Source organism: Streptomyces sp. NPDC034049, from assembly GCF_055575575.1.
In genome coordinates, this window is sequence record NZ_JBVISJ010000011.1 from 40,770 (window position 1) to 59,486 (window position 18,717).

Below are 18,717 nucleotides of genomic sequence, written 5' to 3' on the forward strand. Positions count from 1 at the left end.
CCGTAGCCGGGCGGGAACATCAGAACCGTACAACGAACCTCGCGGGGGCTCGATCGCTTTTAGGGGCGCGGGGAACGGCGCGAAAGGGGCTCTGGGGGGCGAAGCCCCCCAGGAACGGCCACACCGGCCGGGGGCACCGAATGGCACCCCCGGCCGGCATGAACCGGCGGCTGTTACGACCGCGGCTTCTCGCGCATCTCGTACGTCGCGATGACGTCGTCGACCTTGATGTCGTTGAAGTTTCCGAGGTTGATACCACCCTCGAAGCCTTCGCGGATCTCGGTGACGTCGTCCTTGAAGCGACGCAGACCGGAGATGGTGAGGTTCTCCGCGATGACCTTGCCGTCGCGGACCAGGCGCGCCTTGGTGTTGCGCTTGACCTCGCCCGAGCGGACCAGGACACCGGCGATGTTGCCCAGCTTGGACGACTTGAAGACCTCGCGGATCTCCGCCGTGCCGAGCTCGACCTCCTCGTACTCCGGCTTGAGCATGCCCTTGAGGGCCGCCTCGATCTCCTCGATGGCCTGGTAGATCACCGAGTAGTACCGGACGTCCACGCCCTCGCGCTCGGCCATCTGCGCGGCACGACCGGCCGCGCGGACGTTGAAGCCGATCACGATGGCGTCGGAGCCCATCGCCAGGTCGATGTCCGACTCCGTGACCGCACCGACGCCGCGGTGCAGGACGCGGATGTCGACCTCTTCGCCGACGTCGAGCTGGAGCAGCGAGGACTCGAGGGCCTCCACCGAACCGGACGCGTCGCCCTTGATGATGAGGTTGAGTTCCTGCACCAGACCGGCCTTGAGCGCCTCGTCCAGGTTCTCCAGGGAGAACCGGACGCCACGCCGGGCGAAGTTGGCGTTGCGCTCGCGCGCCGCCCGCTTCTCGGCGATCTGACGGGCCGTACGGTCCTCGTCGACGACCAGGAAGTTGTCGCCGGCGCCCGGGACGTTGGTGAGACCCAGGACCAGGACGGGGGTCGACGGACCCGCTTCCTCGACGTTGTTGCCGTTGTCGTCGAGCATCGCCCGGACTCGGCCGTACGCGTCGCCGACCACCATCGTGTCGCCGATGCGCAGCGTGCCGCGCTGGACCAGGACCGTCGAGACGGCACCGCGGCCACGGTCGAGGTGGGACTCGATCGCGATGCCCTGCGCGTCCTGCTCCGGGTTGGCCCGCAGGTCGAGCGAGGCGTCCGCGGTCAGGACCACGGCCTCCAGCAGGGAGTCGATGTTCAGCCCCTGCTTGGCGGAGATGTCGACGAACATCGTGTCGCCGCCGTACTCCTCGGCCACCAGGCCGTACTCGGTCAGCTGACCGCGCACCTTGGTCGGGTCCGCGCCCTCGACGTCGATCTTGTTGACCGCGACGACGATCGGGACGTCGGCCGCCTTGGCGTGGTTGAGCGCCTCGACCGTCTGCGGCATGACGCCGTCGTTGGCCGCGACGACCAGGATCGCGATGTCGGTCGACTTCGCACCGCGGGCACGCATGGCGGTGAACGCCTCGTGACCCGGGGTGTCGATGAAGGTGATCCTGCGCTCTTCGTCGTTGACCTGGGTGGCGACCTGGTACGCACCGATGTGCTGCGTGATACCGCCGGCCTCGCCCGCGACGACGTTCGTCTTGCGGATGGTGTCCAGCAGTCGGGTCTTACCGTGGTCGACGTGACCCATGACGGTCACGACCGGCGGACGCGCGACGAGGAACTCCTCGCCACCCTCGTCCTCGCCGAACTCGATGTCGAAGGACTCGAGCAGCTCGCGGTCCTCCTCCTCCGGGCTGACGATCTCGACGACGTAGTTCATCTCGCCGGCGAGCAGCTGGAGGGTCTCGTCGGAGACGGACTGCGTGGCAGTGACCATCTCGCCGAGGTTCATCATCACGGCGACGAGCGACGCCGGGTTGGCGTTGATCTTCTCCGCGAAGTCGGTGAGGGACGCACCGCGCGACAGGCGGACGGACTGTCCGTTGCCGCGAGGCAGCATCACGCCGCCGACCGACGGGGCCTGCATGGCCTCGTACTCCTGGCGCCTCTGCCGCTTCGACTTGCGACCGCGACGCGCGGGACCGCCGGGACGGCCGAAGGCGCCCTGCGTGCCACCACGGGCACCCGGACCGCCGGGACGGCCACCGAAGCCGGGACGGCCACCGCCGCCGGCACCCGGACCGCCGGGACGACCGGCGAAGCCGCCGCCGCCACCGGGAGCACCGGGACGACCGGCGAAGCCGCCGCCACCGCCGCCACCCGGACGACCGGCGAAGCCGCCGCCACCCGGACGACCGGCGCCGCCACCGGGACGACCGCCGCCACCGGGACCGCGGCCACCGGGGCCACCGCCACCGGGACGCGGGCCGGCAGCCGGACGCTGCGGCATCATGCCGGGGTTCGGACGGGGGCCACCGGGGCCACCGCCGGGACGGGGACCGCCGCCCTGCGGACGGGGCATGCCGCCCGGGGTCGGACGGGCGCCGCCCGGAGCCTGCGGACGGGGACCGCCGCCGGCACCCTGCGGACGGGGCGCCTGGCCGGGAGCCGCGGGACGCGGACCGCCCTGGGCACCGCCGGGACCGCCCTGGCCGCCGGGACGCGGGGCGCCGCCGGGACGGGGGCCCTGCGGGCGACCCATGCCGGTGGAGCCACCGGAGGTGAAGGGGTTGTTACCGGGACGCGGACCCGCGGGGCGGGCACCGCCCGGCTTGGGCGCGCCGGCACCGCCGGGACGCTGGCCGCCGGGGCGCGGGGCCTGGCCGCCACGCTCCTGGCCACGGTCCTGGCCGGGACCACCCGGACGCTGCTGGCCACCCGGACGCGGCGCACCAGGGCCGGGACGAGCGCCCGGACGCGGAGACGACGAGGGGGCGGCCGGAGCCGACGGGGGCGCCGACGGGGGCGCCTGGAACTCGGGCACGCTCGGGGCCGGGGAGGCCGGAGCGGGCTTCGGCGCCGGCGGCTTGGGACCGGGCGTCGGGCGCGGACCCGGGGCCGGAGCGGCGGGCCGCTCGGCGGCGGGCGGCTTCGGCGCGGCCGGGCCGGGACGAGGCGCGGCCGGACGTGCGGCCTGCGCGGGAGAGGGGGCCGCCGGACGGGCCGGGGCGGCCTTGCGCGGCGCGGGCTTGCCGCCGCCGCTGCCCTGCTGGAGGGCGTCTGTCAGTTTACGGACAACGGGCGCCTCGATCGTCGAGGACGCCGAACGGACGAATTCACCGAGTTCTTGGAGCTTGGCCATGACGACCTTGCTCTCAACCCCGAACTCCTTGGCGAGTTCGTATACCCGGACCTTAGCCACTTCGCTCCTTTTTAGGTCCGGGTGTGTCCGGACCGTCGCTACTTCATGGGCGTACTCATCGCGTGCTCATCGAGTGCTCATCGCAATCTCGACCTACTTCCAACTCGCGGGGTACCAGGGCCGCACGGAGGCTCCGTGCGACACGTCTTACGGTGTTGCCTGCTCGGCAACTGTTGTCTGCTCCACGTATCGGCGCAACGCCTTTGTGTCGAGCGCTCCCGGGGCGCGCAGCGCCCGCGTGAACGCCCGGCGGCGTACGCCCAGGTCGAGACAGACCTGAACGGGGTGTACGTACGCACCCCGGCCGGGCAGCGTACCGCGAGGATCGGGGACGCATTCGCCCTCGATCGCCACGACGCGCAGCAGTTCGGTCTTGGCCGCTCGCTGCCTGCACCCCACACAGGTGCGTTCAGGGCATGCGCGGGCACGCGTCCGGCCAGACACTGCTAAGTCTACCTCCCCGCAGCGACCTCACCCCTTTGGGGCAAGAATCGAACAGTTGCCGCGCATATAACTGACGTGATCTAAGCGACCTGCGGCTTGGATCTATTCCCTGCCGACCGCGACGCCTACTGCGGCGCCTGCTCCGACGGCTGTTCGGTGTCCGGCCGGATGTCGATCCGCCAGCCGGTGAGACGGGCGGCGAGGCGGGCGTTCTGGCCCTCCTTGCCGATCGCCAGCGACAGCTGGTAGTCGGGCACCGTCACCCGCGCGGAGCGGGCCGCGAGGTCCACCACGTCGACCTTGGAGACCCGGGCCGGGGAGAGCGCGTTCGCCACCATCTCGGCCGGGTCGTCCGACCAGTCGACGATGTCGATCTTCTCACCGTTCAGCTCGCCCATGACATTGCGCACCCGGCCGCCCATCGGGCCGATGCAGGCGCCCTTGGCGTTCAGGCCGCTGCGGGTGGAGCGGACGGCGATCTTCGTGCGGTGCCCCGCCTCGCGCGCGATGGCGGCGATCTCGACGGACCCGTCGGCGATCTCCGGCACTTCGAGGGCGAAGAGCTTCTTCACCAGATTGGGGTGGGTGCGGGAGAGCGTCACGGACGGACCGCGCACACCCTTCGCCACCCGCACGACGTACGACCTGAGCCGCATGCCGTGCTGGTAGGTCTCGCCGGGGACCTGCTCCTGCACGGGCAGGATGGCCTCCAGCTTGCCGATGTCGACGAGCACGTTCTTCGGGTCGCGGCCCTGCTGGACCACACCGGTGACGATGTCGCCCTCGCGTCCGGCGTACTCGCCGAGCGTGGCGTCGTCCTCGGCGTCCCGCAGTCGCTGCAGGATCACCTGTTTGGCGGTGGTGGCGGCGATGCGCCCGAAGTCCGACGGGGTGTCGTCGAACGCGCGCGCCTCCTGCCCCTCCTCCAGGTCCTCGGGGTCCTCCTTCGCCCACACGGTCACATGGCCGGTCTCCCGGTTGAGCTCCACGCGCGCGTGGCGGCGGCTTCCCTCGGTGCGGTGGTAGGCGATGAGGAGGGCCGCCTCGATCGCCTCGACGAGCAGGTCGAAGGAGATCTCCTTCTCCCGCACCAAGCCCCTGAGGGCACTCATGTCGATGTCCACGGCTACGCCTCCTCCTCTTCCTTCATGTCCTTCTTGTCCTTGCGGTTGAATTCGACCTGGACGCGGGCCCTGTCGATCTCCGCGAAGGCGAGTCGGCGGGTGGTGGCCTTGCGGCCCTTCACGCCGGGCACTTCGAGGTCGAGGCCGTCGTCGTCCACGGTCAGGATCCTGGCGATGAGTTCCCCGTCCTCGCGGAGCGCGAACTTCACCAGACGGTCCACGGCACGGCGGTAGTGACGGTGCTCGGTGAGGGCGCGCTCGGCGCCCGGCGTACCGACTTCCAGGGTGTACTCCGCCTGGCCCATCGCGTCCGTCTCGTCCAGCTTGGCCGAGAGGGCGCGGCTGACGTCGGCGACGGCGTCCAGATCCGCGCCCTCGTCCGAGTCGACGACCACCCGCAGCACCCGCTTGCGTCCGACCGAGTCCACTGCGATCTCTTCGAGATCCAGGCCCTGGGAGCGTACGAGCGGTTCCAGCAGTTCTCGCAGCCTCTCGCTCTGGGTGGTGCTCATCCGGGTGACTCCTCGGCCGCGTGTGCTGTTGTGGGTAGGGCGCGTGTCAGGTCAAAGGGTAGCCGCTCCGCTGGGGTGTTGCCGTCCACGAGTTCCCCGCGCCCCTGGGGCAGGTCCTAGCGGGGTACAGCGCGTTTCACGGGTACGGTGATCGCACCGCTTCTTTGTTCGTACGACCCCTCGAGGACGTCTGCTGTGTCGTTCAGCCTGTCGTCGCGTGCCCTGTCGGGGCCGCGCAGAAGGAGTTTGCTCGTCGGGACCGCCGGTGCGGGGCTGCTCGCGGGGTGCTCGTCCGGGGGTGAGGGGTCCGCCGGCGGGGGCGACGCGTCGCGGGTGGAGCGGGCACGCGCGCGGGTGGCGCGGGACAGCGAGGGGCTCGTGGAGCGGTACGACCGAGCGATCGCCGCCCATCCGGATCTGGCCGCGCTGCTTTCGCCGCTGCGGGCGGAGGTCGTACGGCACGCCGAGGTGTTCGGGGGCGCGAAGGGCGCGGGCAGGGCGGGCGCGGGTGAGGCGAGCCCTTCCTCGTCCGGTTCGCCCTCCTCTCCTTCCTCCTCCCCCTCCGCATCGGCTTCGCCCGACCCGGTGCCGGAGGACCCCGGGGCGGCCCTCACGGAGCTGGCCGCCGCCGAGCGGGCGCTCGCCGACAAGCGGGCCAAGGCGTTGCTGGAGGTGCCGGGCGAGGTGGCACGGCTCATGGCGTCGGTGGCGGCGGCGGGTGCGGGACACGCGTACGTGTTGACGGAGGGTGCGAAGTGAGCAGCGGGGAGCTGAAGGCGGTACAGGCGGCGCTCGGGGCCGAGCACGCCGCCGTGTACGGCTACGGCGTCGTCGGCGGGAAGATCGGCGAGGCGCGCCTGCGCGAGGCGCGGGAGGCGTACGACGCGCACCGGGCCCGCCGGGACACGCTCACCCGGGCCGTGCGGGACCTGGGCGGCAGGCCCGCCGTGGCGTCCGCCGGGTACGCGTTGCCCTTCCAGGTCGTCGATTCCGACTCCGCCGTGCGGCTCGCGGCGGAGCTGGAGGAACGCGTGGCCGGGGTGTACTCGGATCTCGTACGGGCTGCCGAGGGCGACCGGCGTGCCACGGCCGCCGAGGCGCTGCGGGAGGCGGCGGTGCGGGCGGTGCGGTGGCGGGGCACGAGCGTAGCCTTCCCTGGTCTCGCCGAGCGGACGGCCGCGGCCGGCCCGTCGGCGACACCGCACACCTGATCAGCTCCGGAAGGGAAACGACTCGCCCATGGCGCGCATGGCTTTCGAGGACTTCGAACCGCCGCAGCGGCTGGTGCGAGCACTCGCCGAGACCCGACGACCGGACGGCCGTGACGGGATCGGCGAGTGGCTGGAAAGGCTCCCCGAACTGGCCCGACAGGCCGTGGATCTACGCGAGTTGAGCGTCGAACGGGTACAGGCCCCGGGTGGCCGGAGCAGTCTGGTGCTGCTGGTGCGGCTCATCGACGGCACGCCCGCCGTGCTCAAGCTGGCGCCCGAGCGGGCCCGGCCGGAGAGCGAGCGGGCCGCGCTCGCGCACTGGGACGGGCGGGGCGCCGTCCAGTTGCTGAACCCCGGCGACAGTCACGGTGTGCTGCTGCTGGAGCGGCTGCGCCCCGATCTGTCGGTGCGGTCGCTGCCCGAGGCGAAGGCGCTGCTGGAGGCCGCGGCGACCCTGCGACGGCTGTGGATCGAGCCGCCGGAGGCGCATGTCTTCGAGACCGTGGCCGAGCGGACGGGCCGGCAGTCGGAGGCCCTGCGGGCGGGCGCCGAGGCGGACTCCGAGGTGCGGGGGCTGGTCGACGCCGCTCTCGGGGTTCGTGCGGAGCTGCTGGACTCCGCGCCCGAGGAGCGGTTGCTGCACGGGACGTTCCGGCAGAGCAAGGTGCTGGCCGGGGAGCGGCTGCCGTGGCTGGCGGTGGGGCCGGACCCGGTGGTGGGCGAGTGCGCGTTCGACCTGGCCCGGCTGGTCCGGGACCGGGTGGAGGACATGATCGCCTCGCCCTCGGGAGCGGCTATCACTCGGCGGCGGGTGAAGAAGCTGGCCGAGTCGCTGGATGTGGACCAGGAGCGGTTGCGGGGGTGGACGTTGTTCCGGGCCGTGGAGTCGGGGGTGCGGGCCCGGCGGGTGGGACGGCCGCGGGACGCGGAGTTGTTGTTGGAGTTCGCCGGATGGCTCTAGCTCCGCCGAGGACGTGGGCCGCGGGTTGCCGCGACGGCGTCGTGCTCCCCGGTCGTCCTGACCGTTCCCCTCCGTAGTGGCGTGCGGTCACGTCCTACGGTGGGGGAACGGTCCGAGAGAAGTCGGTGAGGCGGCCCGACGCCCCACCGAACTCTCCGAGAGGTTGCTCAAGCCGTCAGGCGGGCGATCGCCTCGTCGACCGTCAGCTCCTCGCGCTCACCGGTACGGCGGTCCTTCAGCTCCAGGACGCCCTCGGCGGAGCGGCGGCCGGCGACCAGGATCTTCGGTACGCCGATCAGTTCGGAGTCGGTGAACTTCACGCCCGGGGAGACACCCGCGCGGTCGTCGACCAGGACGCGGAGGCCGGCGGCCCGCAGCTTCTCGGAGACGTCGAGGGCCAGTTCGGTCTGGAGGGCCTTGCCCGCCGCGACGACGTGGACGTCGGCCGGGGCGACCTCGGCGGGCCAGCACAGGCCCTTGTCGTCGGCGGACTGCTCGGCGAGGGCGGCGACCGCGCGGGAGACCCCGATGCCGTACGAGCCCATGGTGACGCGGACGGGCTTGCCGTTCTGGCCGAGGACGTCGAGCTTGAGGGCGTCGGCGTACTTGCGGCCGAGCTGGAAGATGTGGCCGATCTCGATGGCGCGGTCCAGCTTGAGGCCGGTGCCGCACTTCGGGCAGGGGTCGCCCTCCTGGACCACGACGACGTCGACGTACTCGGCGACCTCGAAGTCCCGGCCCGCGACGACGTTCCTGGCGTGCGTGCCCGGCTTGTTGGCGCCGGTGATCCAGGCGGTGCCGGGGGCGACGCGCGGGTCGGCGATGTACGTGACCTTCTCGCCGAGGCCCTGTGGGCCGACATAGCCGCGGACCAGGTCGGGACGGCCGGCGAAGTCCGCCTCGGTGACCATCTCGACGGCCGCCGGGGCGAAGTGCGCCTCGACCTTGCCCAGGTCGACCTCGCGGTCGCCGGGGACGCCGACGGCGACGATCTCACCGTCGACCTTGACGAGGAGGTTCTTCAGGGTGGCGGAGGCCTCGACGCCGAGGTACGCGGCGAGGCTCTCGATGGTCGGGGTGTCCGGGGTCGGGATCTCCTCCAGGGCGGGCACGCCGTCGGCGTCCACCGGCTTCAGCTCGAAGGTGATGGCCTCGGTGTTGGCCGCGAAGTCGCACGCCGGGCAGTCCGCGAAGGTGTCCTCGCCGGCGCCGGCCGGGGCGAGGAACTCCTCCGACTTCGAGCCGCCCATCGCGCCCGCCGTGGCGGCGCAGATGCGGTAGTCGAGGCCCAGGCGCTCGAACACCTTCTGGTACGCCTGGCGGTGCAGGGCGTACGACTGGGCGAGGCCCTCGTCCTCGGTGTCGAAGGAGTACGAGTCCTTCATCAGGAACTCACGGCCGCGCAGGATGCCGGCCCGGGGACGGGCCTCGTCGCGGAACTTCGTCTGGATCTGGTAGAGGATCACCGGCAGGTCCTTGTAGGAGGACGCCTGGTCCTTCACGATCAGCGTGAAGATCTCCTCGTGAGTGGGGCCGAGGAGGTAGTCGCCGCCCTTGCGGTCCTGGAGACGGAACAGCTCGGGGCCGTACTCGTCCCAGCGGCCGGTCGCCTCGTACGGCTCCTTCGGCAGCAGCGCGGGGAGCAGCACCTCCTGGGCGCCGATCGCGTCCATCTCCTCGCGGACGATGCGCTCCACGTTGGCGAGGACCTTCTTGCCGAGCGGCAGCCAGGTCCACACGCCGGCCGCCGTGCGGCGGACGTATCCGGCGCGGACGAGGAGCTTGTGGCTGAGGACCTCGGCGTCCGCGGGGTCGTCGCGCAGCGTCTTCGCCATCAACTGGGACATGCGCTGGACCGGTGCGTTCGCCATGGTTGTCGTACTCCTGCCGGGGTTTGGTTGATGGCAGGAGGTTAGCCGGGGGGCGGGTGCCCGTGGAAATCCGGTGGTGGCGGTGGGGGTGGCGGGCCGGCTACCGGCGGCGCAGGGGCAGGGGGGCGCCCATCACCGCGTACGGCTTGGGGGCGCTGGGGAAGACGACCCGGCGGGCCAGGTCGGTGTAGCCGAGGGAGTGGTACAGGCCGCGGGCCGGACTGTCGACGTCGATCGCGGAGAGGATCGAACGGGGTTCGACGGCGCTGTCGGTGATGGTGGTGATGAGGGCGCGGCCGACGCCGCGGTTCTGGTGGCGGGGGTGGACGTGCAGTTCGGTGATGACGAAGGAGTCGTCCAGCCAGTGGTCGTGGCCGAGGGCGCGGAGGTAGGGCTCGACGACGGTGGACCACCAGTGGGTGCGGTCGTTGGGCATGCCGTAGACGAAGCCGACGAGACGGCCTCCGACCGTGGCCCCCAGTGCGCGGGCCCCCGGGTACGTCATGTGGCGGAGGACGATCTGGCGGCGGACGGCGACCTCGTCGGGGCCCAGGCCGAAGGCCACGGCTTGGACGGCTAGGGCCTCGTCTACGTGGGCGGAGAGGTCCAGGGGGCCGATGACGAGGCTCATGTTGCGGATGCTACAGGGGGGTTCGGGTTGTCTGCGGGGTGCGGGTTGGATGTGGCCGGCCGCGCCCACGCGGCGGAGCCGCATATCAACACAGCCCCGCGCCCCTTCAGGGCGCGTTCCTGGCCCGGCGCTCAGAATCGAGCCTTCCTCAGCCGATCCCTCAGAACAGGACGCTCATGAAGGCGCCCACCTCTTGGAAGCCCACCCTCTGGTACGTGCGCCGTGCCGCCGTGTTGAAGTCGTTGACGTAGAGGCTGACCAACGGGGCCACGTCGGCGAGGGCGTAGCGGAGGACCGCTGCCATGCCGGGGGCCGCGAGGCCCTGGCCACGGTAGTCGGGGGCGACCCAGACGCCCTGGATCTGGCAGGCCTGGGGGGTGGCGGCGCCGATCTCGGCCTTGAAGACGACGCGGCCGTCGGCGTCGAGGCGGGCGAAGGAGCGGCCGGAGCCGACGAGTTCGGCGACCCGGGCCTGGTAGAGGAGGCCGCCGTCGCCGGCCAGCGGGGAGACGCCCACCTCCTCGGTGAACATCGCGACGCACGCCGGCATGATCGTCTCCATCTCGTCCTTGCGGATCCGGCGGACGTACGGGTCGGGCGTGACCTCGGCGGGGTCGGGCAGCCGGTCGGTGACCATGAGGGGCTGGTGCGAGCGGACCTCGCGGGCCGGGCCCCAGCTGGGTTCGAGGAGGCGCCAGAGCTGGGCGGTGGGTTCGGCGGGGCCGACGACCGAGGAGCAGCGGCGGCCGGCCCGGCGCGCGCGGTCGGCGAAGGCGCGCACGGCGCGGGGGGTGGCGCAGATGGGGACGAGGTTGGCGCCGGCGTAGCAGAGGGAGGTCAGGGCGCCGTCCTCGTACCAGCCCCACATCTCGCCGCCCAGCCGCCATGGGTCCAGCCCGGCGACCTGGACACGGGAGGTCACGAAGGCGTTCGCGACCGGGTCTCGGTCCAGGACGGCGAGTGCGGCGTCCAGGTCACTCGGTTCGAGGACCCTGGTGGTGGTCTGGGTCAACACGTGCGGGGGCCTCACCCTGGGGTCTGCGCTGGTCTCCGCACGATACCCTGCCGGGCTGTACGGGGGCGCCCCGGAACTCGGGGGCTCCTGTGCGCGGGCGGGTGCGGGTGCGTCGTGGCCTGTCGCGCAGGTCCCCGCGCCCCTGAAGACGGCCCTGCCGGGCCGATCTTCAGAAGACGCCGAGTCCTCCTCAGCCCGCCACCGCCACCGTCGGTTCGCCGGAGGTCACTCCGTCCGCTTCCATCTGTTCGGCGATCTTCATCGCCTCCTCGATGAGGGTCTCCACGATCTTGGACTCGGGGACGGTCTTGATGACCTCGCCCTTGACGAAGATCTGGCCCTTGCCGTTGCCGGAGGCGACGCCGAGGTCGGCCTCGCGGGCCTCGCCGGGGCCGTTGACGACGCAGCCCATGACGGCGACGCGGAGGGGGACCTCCATGCCGGTGAGGCCTGCGGTGACCTCTTCGGCGAGCTTGTAGACGTCGACCTGGGCGCGGCCGCAGGAGGGGCAGGAGACGATCTCCAGGCGGCGGGGCTTGAGGTTCAGCGACTCCAGGATCTGGTTGCCGACCTTGATCTCCTCGACCGGCGGGGCCGAGAGGGAGACGCGGATCGTGTCGCCGATGCCCTCGGAGAGGAGCGCGCCGAAGGCGACGGCCGACTTGATGGTGCCCTGGAAGGCGGGGCCCGCCTCGGTGACGCCGAGGTGGAGGGGGTAGTCGCACTGGGCGGCGAGCTGGCGGTAGGCGTTGACCATGACGACCGGGTCGTTGTGCTTGACCGAGATCTTGATGTCGCGGAAGCCGTGCTCCTCGAAGAGGGAGGCCTCCCAGAGGGCGGACTCGACCAGCGCCTCGGGGGTGGCCTTGCCGTACTTCTGCAGGAGGCGGCGGTCCAGGGAGCCGGCGTTGACACCGATCCGGATCGGGGTGCCGTGGTCGTTCGCCGCCTGGGCGATCTCCTTGACCTTGTCGTCGAACTGCTTGATGTTGCCGGGGTTGACGCGGACGGCGGCGCAGCCGGCCTCGATCGCGGCGAAGACGTACTTCGGCTGGAAGTGGATGTCGGCGATGACCGGGATCTGTGACTTCCTGGCGATCACCGGGAGGGCGTCGGCGTCGTCCTGCGTGGGGCAGGCGACGCGGACGATCTGGCAGCCGGAGGCCGTGAGTTCGGCGATCTGCTGGAGCGTGGCGCCGATGTCGGACGTACGGGTGGTGGTCATCGACTGGACCGACACCGGGGCGTCTCCACCGACGGCCACGGACCCGACCTGGATCTGCCGGCTCTTCCGGCGCTCGGCGAGCTTGGTCGGAACGGACGGCATGCCGAGAGAAATCGCAGTCATCTGCTGTGCAACCCCAAGTTGTGGATCAGGATCGGGTCCCGGTACGGGCGGGCTCCAGGCTTCGAGATTACGGCACCGGCAGGCTCCCGAGCACATCACCGTCCCCGGCGGCCGGGCTCCACCGTGTGAGTGTGCCCGGCCGTCGTGAACGTCGGGTGGCTACGAGATGCGCACCGGGTTCACGAGGTCCGCGATCAGGACCAGGAGGGTGAAGCAGACGAAGATGCCGGCCACGACGTAGGCGACGGGCATCAGCTTCGCCACGTCGAACGGGCCGGGGTCGGGCCGGCGGAGCACCTTCGCCGCGGTCCGGCGCAGCGACTCCCACAGGGCGCCCGCGATGTGGCCGCCGTCGAGCGGCAGGAGCGGGAGCATGTTGAACAGGAAGAGGGAGAGGTTGAAGCCGGCCAGCAGGATGAGGAAGCTGGCGAGCTGCTGGGTGGCGGGGATGTCCATGGTGAAGATCTCGCCGCCGACGCGGGCCGCGCCGACCACGCCCATGGGCGAGTCGGCCTCGCGCTCGCCGTCGCCGAAGGTGGCGTCCCACAGGGCGGGGACCTTGGCGGGCAGGGAGAGCAGGGACTCGACGCCGTTCTCCATCATGTCGCCCATGCGGTCGACCGACTCGCCGAAGGAGAGCGGGACGATGCCGGAGGCGGGGGTGAAGCCGAACCAGCCGGCGGAGACGTACTTGTCGGCGACGTAGCCGCCGTTGCCGTCGGTCTTGCTGACCTGGTTCTCCACCAACGTGGCGGTGAGGTCGAGCCGCTTGCCGTCGCGGTCGACGGTGACGGTGACCTGCTTGCCGGGGTTGGAGCGGATGTCGGACTGCAGGGCGGCCCAGTCGTCGACGGGCTCCCCGTCGAAGGCGACGATCTTGTCGCCGGGCTTCAGGCCCGCGGCCTTGGCGGGGGCCTCCTCGTCGCCGGACCGGCACTTGGAGCGGTTCTCGCTGGCCTCGATGACGCAGTCCGAGACCTTGCTGACCGTGGTGGTCTGGGTCTGGGCGCCGAAGGTCATCATCACGCCGACGAAGATCACGACGGCCAGGATCAGGTTCATGAAGGGGCCGGCGAACATGACGATGACGCGCTTCCAAGGCTTGCGCGTGTAGAACAGGCGCTTCTCGTCGCCGGGCTGGAGCTCCTCGAAGGAGGCCGCGCGGGCGTCCTCGATCATCACGCGCCACGGGGAGGTCGAGCGGCTCTCGATGCGGCCGTCCTCGCCGGGCGGGATCATGCCGATCATGCGGATGTAGCCGCCGAGCGGGATCGCCTTGACGCCGTACTCGGTCTCGCCCTTCTTCTTCGACCAGATCGTGGGGCCGAAGCCCACCATGAACTGGGGCACGCGGACGCCGAAGAGCTTGGCGGTCGAGAAGTGGCCCAGCTCGTGCCACGCGATCGAGAACGCCAGGCCGATCACGAAGACCACTATGCCGAGGATGAACATCAGGGTCGTCATGCACGGGCCTCCGCGGTCGTCCGCTCGGTGGGTTTGCCTGTCGAGGTGGTCGAGGTGGTCAGTTCACGGGCCCTGGCGCGCGCCCAGGTCTCCGCTTCGAGGACGTCCGCCACGGTCAGGGAAGTTCCCGCGGCGGGGGTGCCGTGCTCCTCGACGACCCGCGTGACGGTCTCCATGATCGCGTCGAACCGGAGGCCCCCGTGCAGGAACGCGTCGACGCACTCCTCGTTCGCCGCATTGAACACCGCCGGGGCGGTGCCCGCGAGCTCTCCCACGTGCCGGGCGAGCCCGACCGATGGGAACGCCTCGTCGTCGAGGGGGAAGAACTCCCAGGTGTACGCCTTGGTCCAGTCGAAGGCGGGCGCCGCGTCGGGGACGCGCTGCGGCCAGCCGAGGCCGATGGCGATGGGCCCGCGCATGTCGGGGGGCGTCGCCTGGGCCATCGTCGATCCGTCCGTGAACTCAACCATCGAGTGGACATACGACTGGGGGTGCACGACGACCTCAATGCGGTCGAAGGGAATGTCGTAGAGGAGGTGCGCCTCGATGACCTCCAGGCCCTTGTTGACGAGGGTCGCGGAGTTCACGGTGATGACCGGGCCCATGGCCCAGGTGGGGTGCGCGAGCGCCTCGGCGGGCGTCACATCGGCCAGCTCCGCCTTCGTACGGCCGCGGAAGGGGCCCCCGGAGGCGGTGACGACGAGCTTGCGCACATCGGCGCGGGTGCCGGAGGCGAGGGCCTGGAAGAGGGCGGCGTGCTCGGAGTCGACCGGGATGATCTGGCCCGGCTTCGCCACGGCCTTCACCAGCGGGCCGCCGACGATGAGCGACTCCTTGTTGGCGAGCGCGAGGGTGCGTCCCGCCTCCAGGGCGGCGAGGGTCGGGGCGAGGCCGATGGAGCCGGTGATGCCGTTGAGCACGGTGTGGCAGTCGGAGGCGGCGAGGTGGGTGGCGGCGTCCGGGCCGGCGAGGATCTCGGGCAGCGGCTCCCCGGCGCCGTACACCGTGGCCAGGGCCTCACGCAGGGCCGGTACGACGTCCTCGCGGGCGACGGCGACGGTCCGCACGCGCAGGCGGTGTGCCTGCTCGGCCAGCAGCTCCACCCTCCCTCCGGCGGCGGAGAGCCCGGTGACGCGGAAGCGGTCCGGGTTGCGCAGGACGAGGTCGATGGCCTGGGTGCCGATCGATCCGGTCGATCCGAGGATCACTGCGTCCCGTACGCCGTCGACCGGGTCGTAGACAAGATGCGGATCGGCGAGAGGGGCTGGACTGTCGCTCATCCCCCCATTGTGGCCGCATCCGGTCCCCGTCAGGACCGCGCGTCCCCCTGATGACCCGCTTCGTGCCGTCTGTGATTGACGGTGCCGTTTCTCCGTTTGTGAAGCACGCGTGAAGAAGGGGTGATATGACTTCTGACCTGTTGATCCGATTGTCGGATCAACCGACGTGAACGAGGACCCTGGGGGGACCCATGCACAAGCGCATACGCGCTGCCCTGCCCGCGCTCGCCGGAGCGGTGGCCCTGACCGGCACGCTGCTCAGCAGCCCGGCCGAGGCCGCGGGCGGGGTGATCATCTACCGCGTGTACTTCGACAGCCCGGGCAAGGACACGCGGTCCACCACGAGCCTCAACGGCGAGTGGGTGCAGATCAAGAACACGAGCTCCTCGGCGATCTCGCTGAAGGGCTGGGTGCTGAAGGACCTCGACAACCACAAGTACACGTTCCCGAACATCAAGATCGGGGCGAAGAAGTACATCAAGGTCCGCACGGGGTCGGGGACGGACACGAGCGCGACCAAGTACCAGAACCGCAAGGCCTACGTCTGGAACAACACCAGCGACACGGCGAAGCTGACGAAGGCGAACGGGTCGAAGGTGGATTCCTGTTCGTGGACGACGCGGGACGCCAGCGACAAGTACTGCTAGGGACGAGGACAGCATCCGGGCTACTTGACCAGCCGGAAGGCGGGGTGCCCGACCCAGGCCCGGAGGAACTCCGCCGTTCCCAGCGCCATCCAGTCCGCGAGCCCCAACACCCCTGGAAGGCCGGCGACGGCCGACTCCTGCCCGTCCAGCAACTCGGCTTTGGCCACGCCCCCGATGACGTCCATGACAGCGGCGGTCAGCAGGGCGGTGGCCACGTGATCGATCTCGCGATTGCAGCAGGCGCTGACATTGACGGCATGAGTCGGCCTGAAGCCGAGGAGGGCCTCCACCTCTGGCTCCTCCGCGTGCTCAGCCTCGAAGATGCTCTCGTCGCCGACGCCCGGCCCCATGAAGTAGACCAGGAAGGGCCGGTCCCAGTCCTCGCGCTGCGGATTGAACCCCACCAGGGCCGTGAGCTCCGCGTTCGCGCAGGCGTTGCCGAGGAGTGGACGTGAGAACGGCTTTCGCCGGTCCTCCTCTCGCCTGTCCTCGACGCCCAGTCGCCCCGCGGGCACGTTGACGTCGAAGAACCCGGGCCGTTTCTCCGCGAAGCGGGAGGAGAGTCCCACCATCAACGCGCGGAACTCCCGCAGCTGAGCCGGGGAGAGCGGCTCCGCCAAATCGATCACCAACGTCGGACCAGACATGCTGGGAGCCTAGTTCCTGGGGGTACAGCGGACTGTCGTCAGGCAGGGCGGGGCCGGCCGCGCCCGCGCGGCGGAGCCGCATGTCAGCACAGTCCCGCGCCCCTGGAAGGGGCGCGGGGAACTCGTGCGGCAGGTCAGCGGATGCGGCGGTGGACGTTCTCCTTCTCGGTCTCGCCCGGTGTCGCGTCCGCGATCCACGGGCCCTCGCCCGAGGGGTCGATGACGCCCTGCTCCAGCCACTCGTAGGCGCCGCCCAGGACGCCCTTGACCACCTTGTGGTCGATGTCGTCGGTGTTGGTCCACAGACGGCCGAAGAGTTCCTCGACGCGGATGCGGGACTGCCGGCAGAAGGTGTCGGCCAGTTGGTAGGCCTCGCGGCCGTGGTCGGTGGTGGTGCGGAGCAGTTCCGCGCGCACGACGGCCGCGCTCATCGCGAAGAGTTCGGCGCCGATGTCGACGATCCGGCCCAGGAAGCCCTGCTTGGTCTCCATCCGGCCCTGCCAGCGGGACATGGCGTAGAAGGTGGAGCGGGCGAGCTTGCGGGCGCCCCGCTCGACGTAACGCAGGTGGGTGGCGAGGTCGGGGTGGCCCGCCGGGTGGAAGTCGCCATAGGTGCGCGGGAGTTGGCCCGGTCCCGCGACCAGCTTGGGCAGCCACTTGGCGTAGAAGACGCCCGCGTTCGCGCCCGCCTTCGCCTTGTCGGTGAGGGACTTCTCCGGGTCGATGAGGTCGCCGGCCACGGTGAGGTGGGCGTCGACGGCCTCGCGGGCGATCAGCAGGTGCATGATCTCCGTGGAGCCCTCGAAGATCCGGTTGATGCGCAGGTCGCGCAGCATCTGCTCGGCGGGGACGGCCCGTTCGCCGCGGGCCCGCAGGGAGTCGGCGGTCTCGAAGCCGCGGCCGCCGCGGATCTGGACCAGCTCGTCGGCGATCTTCCAGCCCATCTCGGAGGCGAAGAGTTTCGCGAGGGCGCCCTCGATACGGATGTCGTTGCGGTCCTCGTCGGCCATCTGCGAGGACAGGTCCAGCACCGCTTCCAGGGCGAAGGTGGTCGCCGCGATGAAGGAGATCTTCTGACCGACCGCCTCGTGGTGGGCGACCGGCTTGCCCCACTGCTCACGGGCCGCCGACCACTCACGGGCGATCTTCAGGCACCACTTGCCGGCGGCCACGCAGGACGCGGGCAGGGAGAGACGGCCCGTGTTGAGGGTGGTCAGGGCGATCTTCAGGCCCGCTCCCTCGGGGCCGATGCGGTGCGCGGCGGGGACCCGGACCTGGTGGAAGCGGGTGACGCCGTTCTCGATGCCGCGCAGGCCCATGAAGGCGTTGCGGTTCTCGACGGTGACGCCGGGCGAGTCGGTCTCCACGACGAAGGCGGTGATCCCGCCCTTGTGGCCGTCCGACCTGGGCACGCGCGCCATCACGACCAGGAGGTCGGCGACCACCCCGTTGGTGGTCCAGAGCTTCACGCCGTCGAGGATGTAGTCGTCGCCGTCCGGCACCGCCGAGGTGGCCAGCCGGGCCGGGTCGGAGCCGACGTCGGGCTCGGTGAGGAGGAAGGCGCTGATGTCGGTGCGGGCGCAGCGCGGGAGGAACTTCTCCTTCTGCTCGGGGGTGCCGAACAGTTTCAGCGGCTGCGGTACGCCGATCGACTGATGCGCCGAGAGCAGCACACCGATGGCCGGGCTGGCCGAGCCGACCAGGGCCAGGGCCTTGTTGTAGTACACCTGGGTGAGGCCGAGACCGCCGTACTTGGGGTCGATCTTCATGCCGAGGGCGCCGAGTTCCTTGAGACCGTTGATCACCTCGTCGGGGATCCGGGCCTCGCGTTCGATCAGGGCGCCGTCGACCTTCGTCTCGCAGAAGGCGCGGAGCTTGGTCAGGAACTGCTCGCCGCGCCGGACGGCCTCGTCGGTGGGCAGCGGGTGGGGGTGGATCAGGTCGAGGCGGAACCGGCCCAGGAACAGTTCCTTGGCGAAGCTGGGCTTGCGCCAGGCCTGCTCGCGGGCGGCCTCCGCCACCTGGCGGGCCTCACGTTCCGTGACGACGGGCTTCTTGAGGGGTGGGGCGGACATGAGGGTCACCTCGCCGCGAATCGGGATCTTGTACCGGATGGGTACCTGAATGGTTACCGATGGGTGCTACTCGATCGTTGGTACCCGATCCGGACCGACCCCGCCACCCCTCGCGCGGACGATCGGCTCCCTTCCGCGCCCTCCCGCATCCCTTCGCGCCGTCCCCCATACCTGCGAGCCCTCCCGCATCCCTGCGA

General features: G+C 71.0%; 16 protein-coding genes. 4 read left to right on the forward strand and 12 right to left on the reverse strand.

The features are described from left to right. Positions 1-173: 173 nt before the first annotated feature. The 4 genes from infB to rimP form a co-directional block, all read right to left on the reverse strand. Positions 174-3,290 carry a translation initiation factor IF-2 gene (gene infB / locus ACZ52C_RS28450; RefSeq protein ID WP_469077441.1) on the reverse strand — a complete coding sequence of 1,039 codons (3,117 nt, stop codon included), beginning with the start codon at positions 3,288-3,290 and terminating at the stop codon, positions 174-176. Between the two features lie 147 nt (positions 3,291-3,437). Next, positions 3,438-3,734 carry a YlxR family protein gene (locus tag ACZ52C_RS28455; RefSeq protein ID WP_469077442.1) on the reverse strand — a complete coding sequence of 99 codons (297 nt, stop codon included), beginning with the start codon at positions 3,732-3,734 and terminating at the stop codon, positions 3,438-3,440. Between the two features lie 125 nt (positions 3,735-3,859). Continuing rightward, positions 3,860-4,858 carry a transcription termination factor NusA gene (nusA, locus tag ACZ52C_RS28460; protein WP_045561383.1) on the reverse strand — a complete coding sequence of 333 codons (999 nt, stop codon included), beginning with the start codon at positions 4,856-4,858 and terminating at the stop codon, positions 3,860-3,862. 2 nt (positions 4,859-4,860) lie between these two features. Beyond that, complete coding sequence (gene rimP, locus ACZ52C_RS28465) at positions 4,861-5,370, reverse strand: ribosome maturation factor RimP (RefSeq protein WP_469077443.1); 510 nt, start codon at positions 5,368-5,370, stop codon at positions 4,861-4,863. A gap of 246 nt (positions 5,371-5,616) precedes the next feature. Here rimP and ACZ52C_RS28470 point away from each other — a divergent pair, with 246 nt between their 5' ends. From ACZ52C_RS28470 to ACZ52C_RS28480, 3 genes are read left to right on the forward strand one after another with little or no spacing between them, the layout of a single operon-like run. Next, the gene (locus tag ACZ52C_RS28470) at positions 5,617-6,129 is read left to right on the forward strand and encodes a hypothetical protein (protein WP_469077444.1); all 513 of its coding nucleotides are present in this window, start codon (positions 5,617-5,619) and stop codon (positions 6,127-6,129) included. Beyond that, complete coding sequence (locus ACZ52C_RS28475) at positions 6,126-6,581, forward strand: ferritin-like domain-containing protein (protein ID WP_469077445.1); 456 nt, start codon at positions 6,126-6,128, stop codon at positions 6,579-6,581. The genes ACZ52C_RS28470 and ACZ52C_RS28475 overlap by 4 nt, the downstream gene beginning before the upstream one ends. 28 nt (positions 6,582-6,609) lie before the next feature. Further along, on the forward strand, positions 6,610-7,542 hold the full coding sequence (locus ACZ52C_RS28480) for an aminoglycoside phosphotransferase family protein (protein ID WP_469077446.1): 933 nt from the start codon (positions 6,610-6,612) through the stop codon (positions 7,540-7,542). A 167-nt stretch (positions 7,543-7,709) separates the two neighbouring features. On the opposite strand, the gene ACZ52C_RS28485 is transcribed toward ACZ52C_RS28480, so the two are convergent. From ACZ52C_RS28485 to dxr, 6 genes are all read right to left on the reverse strand, one after another. After that, positions 7,710-9,413: a proline--tRNA ligase gene (locus ACZ52C_RS28485; protein WP_319109082.1), complete on the reverse strand. Its 1,704-nt coding sequence runs from the start codon at positions 9,411-9,413 to the stop codon at positions 7,710-7,712. Positions 9,414-9,513: 100 nt separating this feature from the next. Further along, positions 9,514-10,044, reverse strand: coding sequence for a GNAT family N-acetyltransferase (locus ACZ52C_RS28490; RefSeq protein ID WP_469077447.1), 531 nt, complete (start codon positions 10,042-10,044; stop codon positions 9,514-9,516). A gap of 160 nt (positions 10,045-10,204) precedes the next feature. Continuing rightward, positions 10,205-11,059: a GNAT family N-acetyltransferase gene (locus tag ACZ52C_RS28495; RefSeq protein ID WP_469077448.1), complete on the reverse strand. Its 855-nt coding sequence runs from the start codon at positions 11,057-11,059 to the stop codon at positions 10,205-10,207. Between the two features lie 190 nt (positions 11,060-11,249). Continuing rightward, entirely contained in the window at positions 11,250-12,407 is a 1,158-nt protein-coding gene (gene ispG / locus ACZ52C_RS28500) for a flavodoxin-dependent (E)-4-hydroxy-3-methylbut-2-enyl-diphosphate synthase (RefSeq protein WP_086800535.1), read from the reverse strand. 159 nt (positions 12,408-12,566) lie between these two features. After that, entirely contained in the window at positions 12,567-13,871 is a 1,305-nt protein-coding gene (locus tag ACZ52C_RS28505) for a M50 family metallopeptidase (protein ID WP_469077449.1), read from the reverse strand. Beyond that, positions 13,868-15,151 (reverse strand): 1-deoxy-D-xylulose-5-phosphate reductoisomerase, encoded by a 1,284-nt coding sequence (gene dxr, locus ACZ52C_RS28510; protein WP_469077450.1) that lies wholly within the window; start codon positions 15,149-15,151, stop codon positions 13,868-13,870. The genes ACZ52C_RS28505 and dxr overlap by 4 nt, the downstream gene beginning before the upstream one ends. Positions 15,152-15,342: 191 nt before the next feature. Here dxr and ACZ52C_RS28515 point away from each other — a divergent pair, with 191 nt between their 5' ends. Then, positions 15,343-15,798, forward strand: coding sequence for a lamin tail domain-containing protein (locus ACZ52C_RS28515; protein ID WP_469077451.1), 456 nt, complete (start codon positions 15,343-15,345; stop codon positions 15,796-15,798). 20 nt (positions 15,799-15,818) lie between these two features. Here the strand turns inward: ACZ52C_RS28515 and ACZ52C_RS28520 are convergent, their stop codons facing one another. Both ACZ52C_RS28520 and ACZ52C_RS28525 read right to left on the reverse strand, forming a co-directional pair. After that, entirely contained in the window at positions 15,819-16,445 is a 627-nt protein-coding gene (locus tag ACZ52C_RS28520; protein ID WP_469077452.1) for a DUF6368 family protein, read from the reverse strand. 134 nt (positions 16,446-16,579) lie between these two features. After that, on the reverse strand, positions 16,580-18,520 hold the full coding sequence (locus ACZ52C_RS28525) for an acyl-CoA dehydrogenase family protein (protein ID WP_469077453.1): 1,941 nt from the start codon (positions 18,518-18,520) through the stop codon (positions 16,580-16,582). Between the last annotated feature and the right edge of the window lie 197 nt (positions 18,521-18,717).

Coding starts and splice junctions, on each gene's coding strand:
- rimP (WP_469077443.1), bottom strand. CDS start 5,370: ATGAGCACCACCCAGAGCGAGAGGCTGCGAGAACTGCTGGAACCGCTC.
- ACZ52C_RS28480 (WP_469077446.1), top strand. CDS start 6,610: ATGGCGCGCATGGCTTTCGAGGACTTCGAACCGCCGCAGCGGCTGGTG.
- ACZ52C_RS28485 (WP_319109082.1), bottom strand. CDS start 9,413: ATGGCGAACGCACCGGTCCAGCGCATGTCCCAGTTGATGGCGAAGACG.
- ACZ52C_RS28490 (WP_469077447.1), bottom strand. CDS start 10,044: ATGAGCCTCGTCATCGGCCCCCTGGACCTCTCCGCCCACGTAGACGAG.
- ispG (WP_086800535.1), bottom strand. CDS start 12,407: ATGACTGCGATTTCTCTCGGCATGCCGTCCGTTCCGACCAAGCTCGCC.
- ACZ52C_RS28505 (WP_469077449.1), bottom strand. CDS start 13,871: ATGACGACCCTGATGTTCATCCTCGGCATAGTGGTCTTCGTGATCGGC.
- dxr (WP_469077450.1), bottom strand. CDS start 15,151: ATGAGCGACAGTCCAGCCCCTCTCGCCGATCCGCATCTTGTCTACGAC.
- ACZ52C_RS28515 (WP_469077451.1), top strand. CDS start 15,343: ATGCACAAGCGCATACGCGCTGCCCTGCCCGCGCTCGCCGGAGCGGTG.
- ACZ52C_RS28520 (WP_469077452.1), bottom strand. CDS start 16,445: ATGTCTGGTCCGACGTTGGTGATCGATTTGGCGGAGCCGCTCTCCCCG.
- ACZ52C_RS28525 (WP_469077453.1), bottom strand. CDS start 18,520: ATGTCCGCCCCACCCCTCAAGAAGCCCGTCGTCACGGAACGTGAGGCC.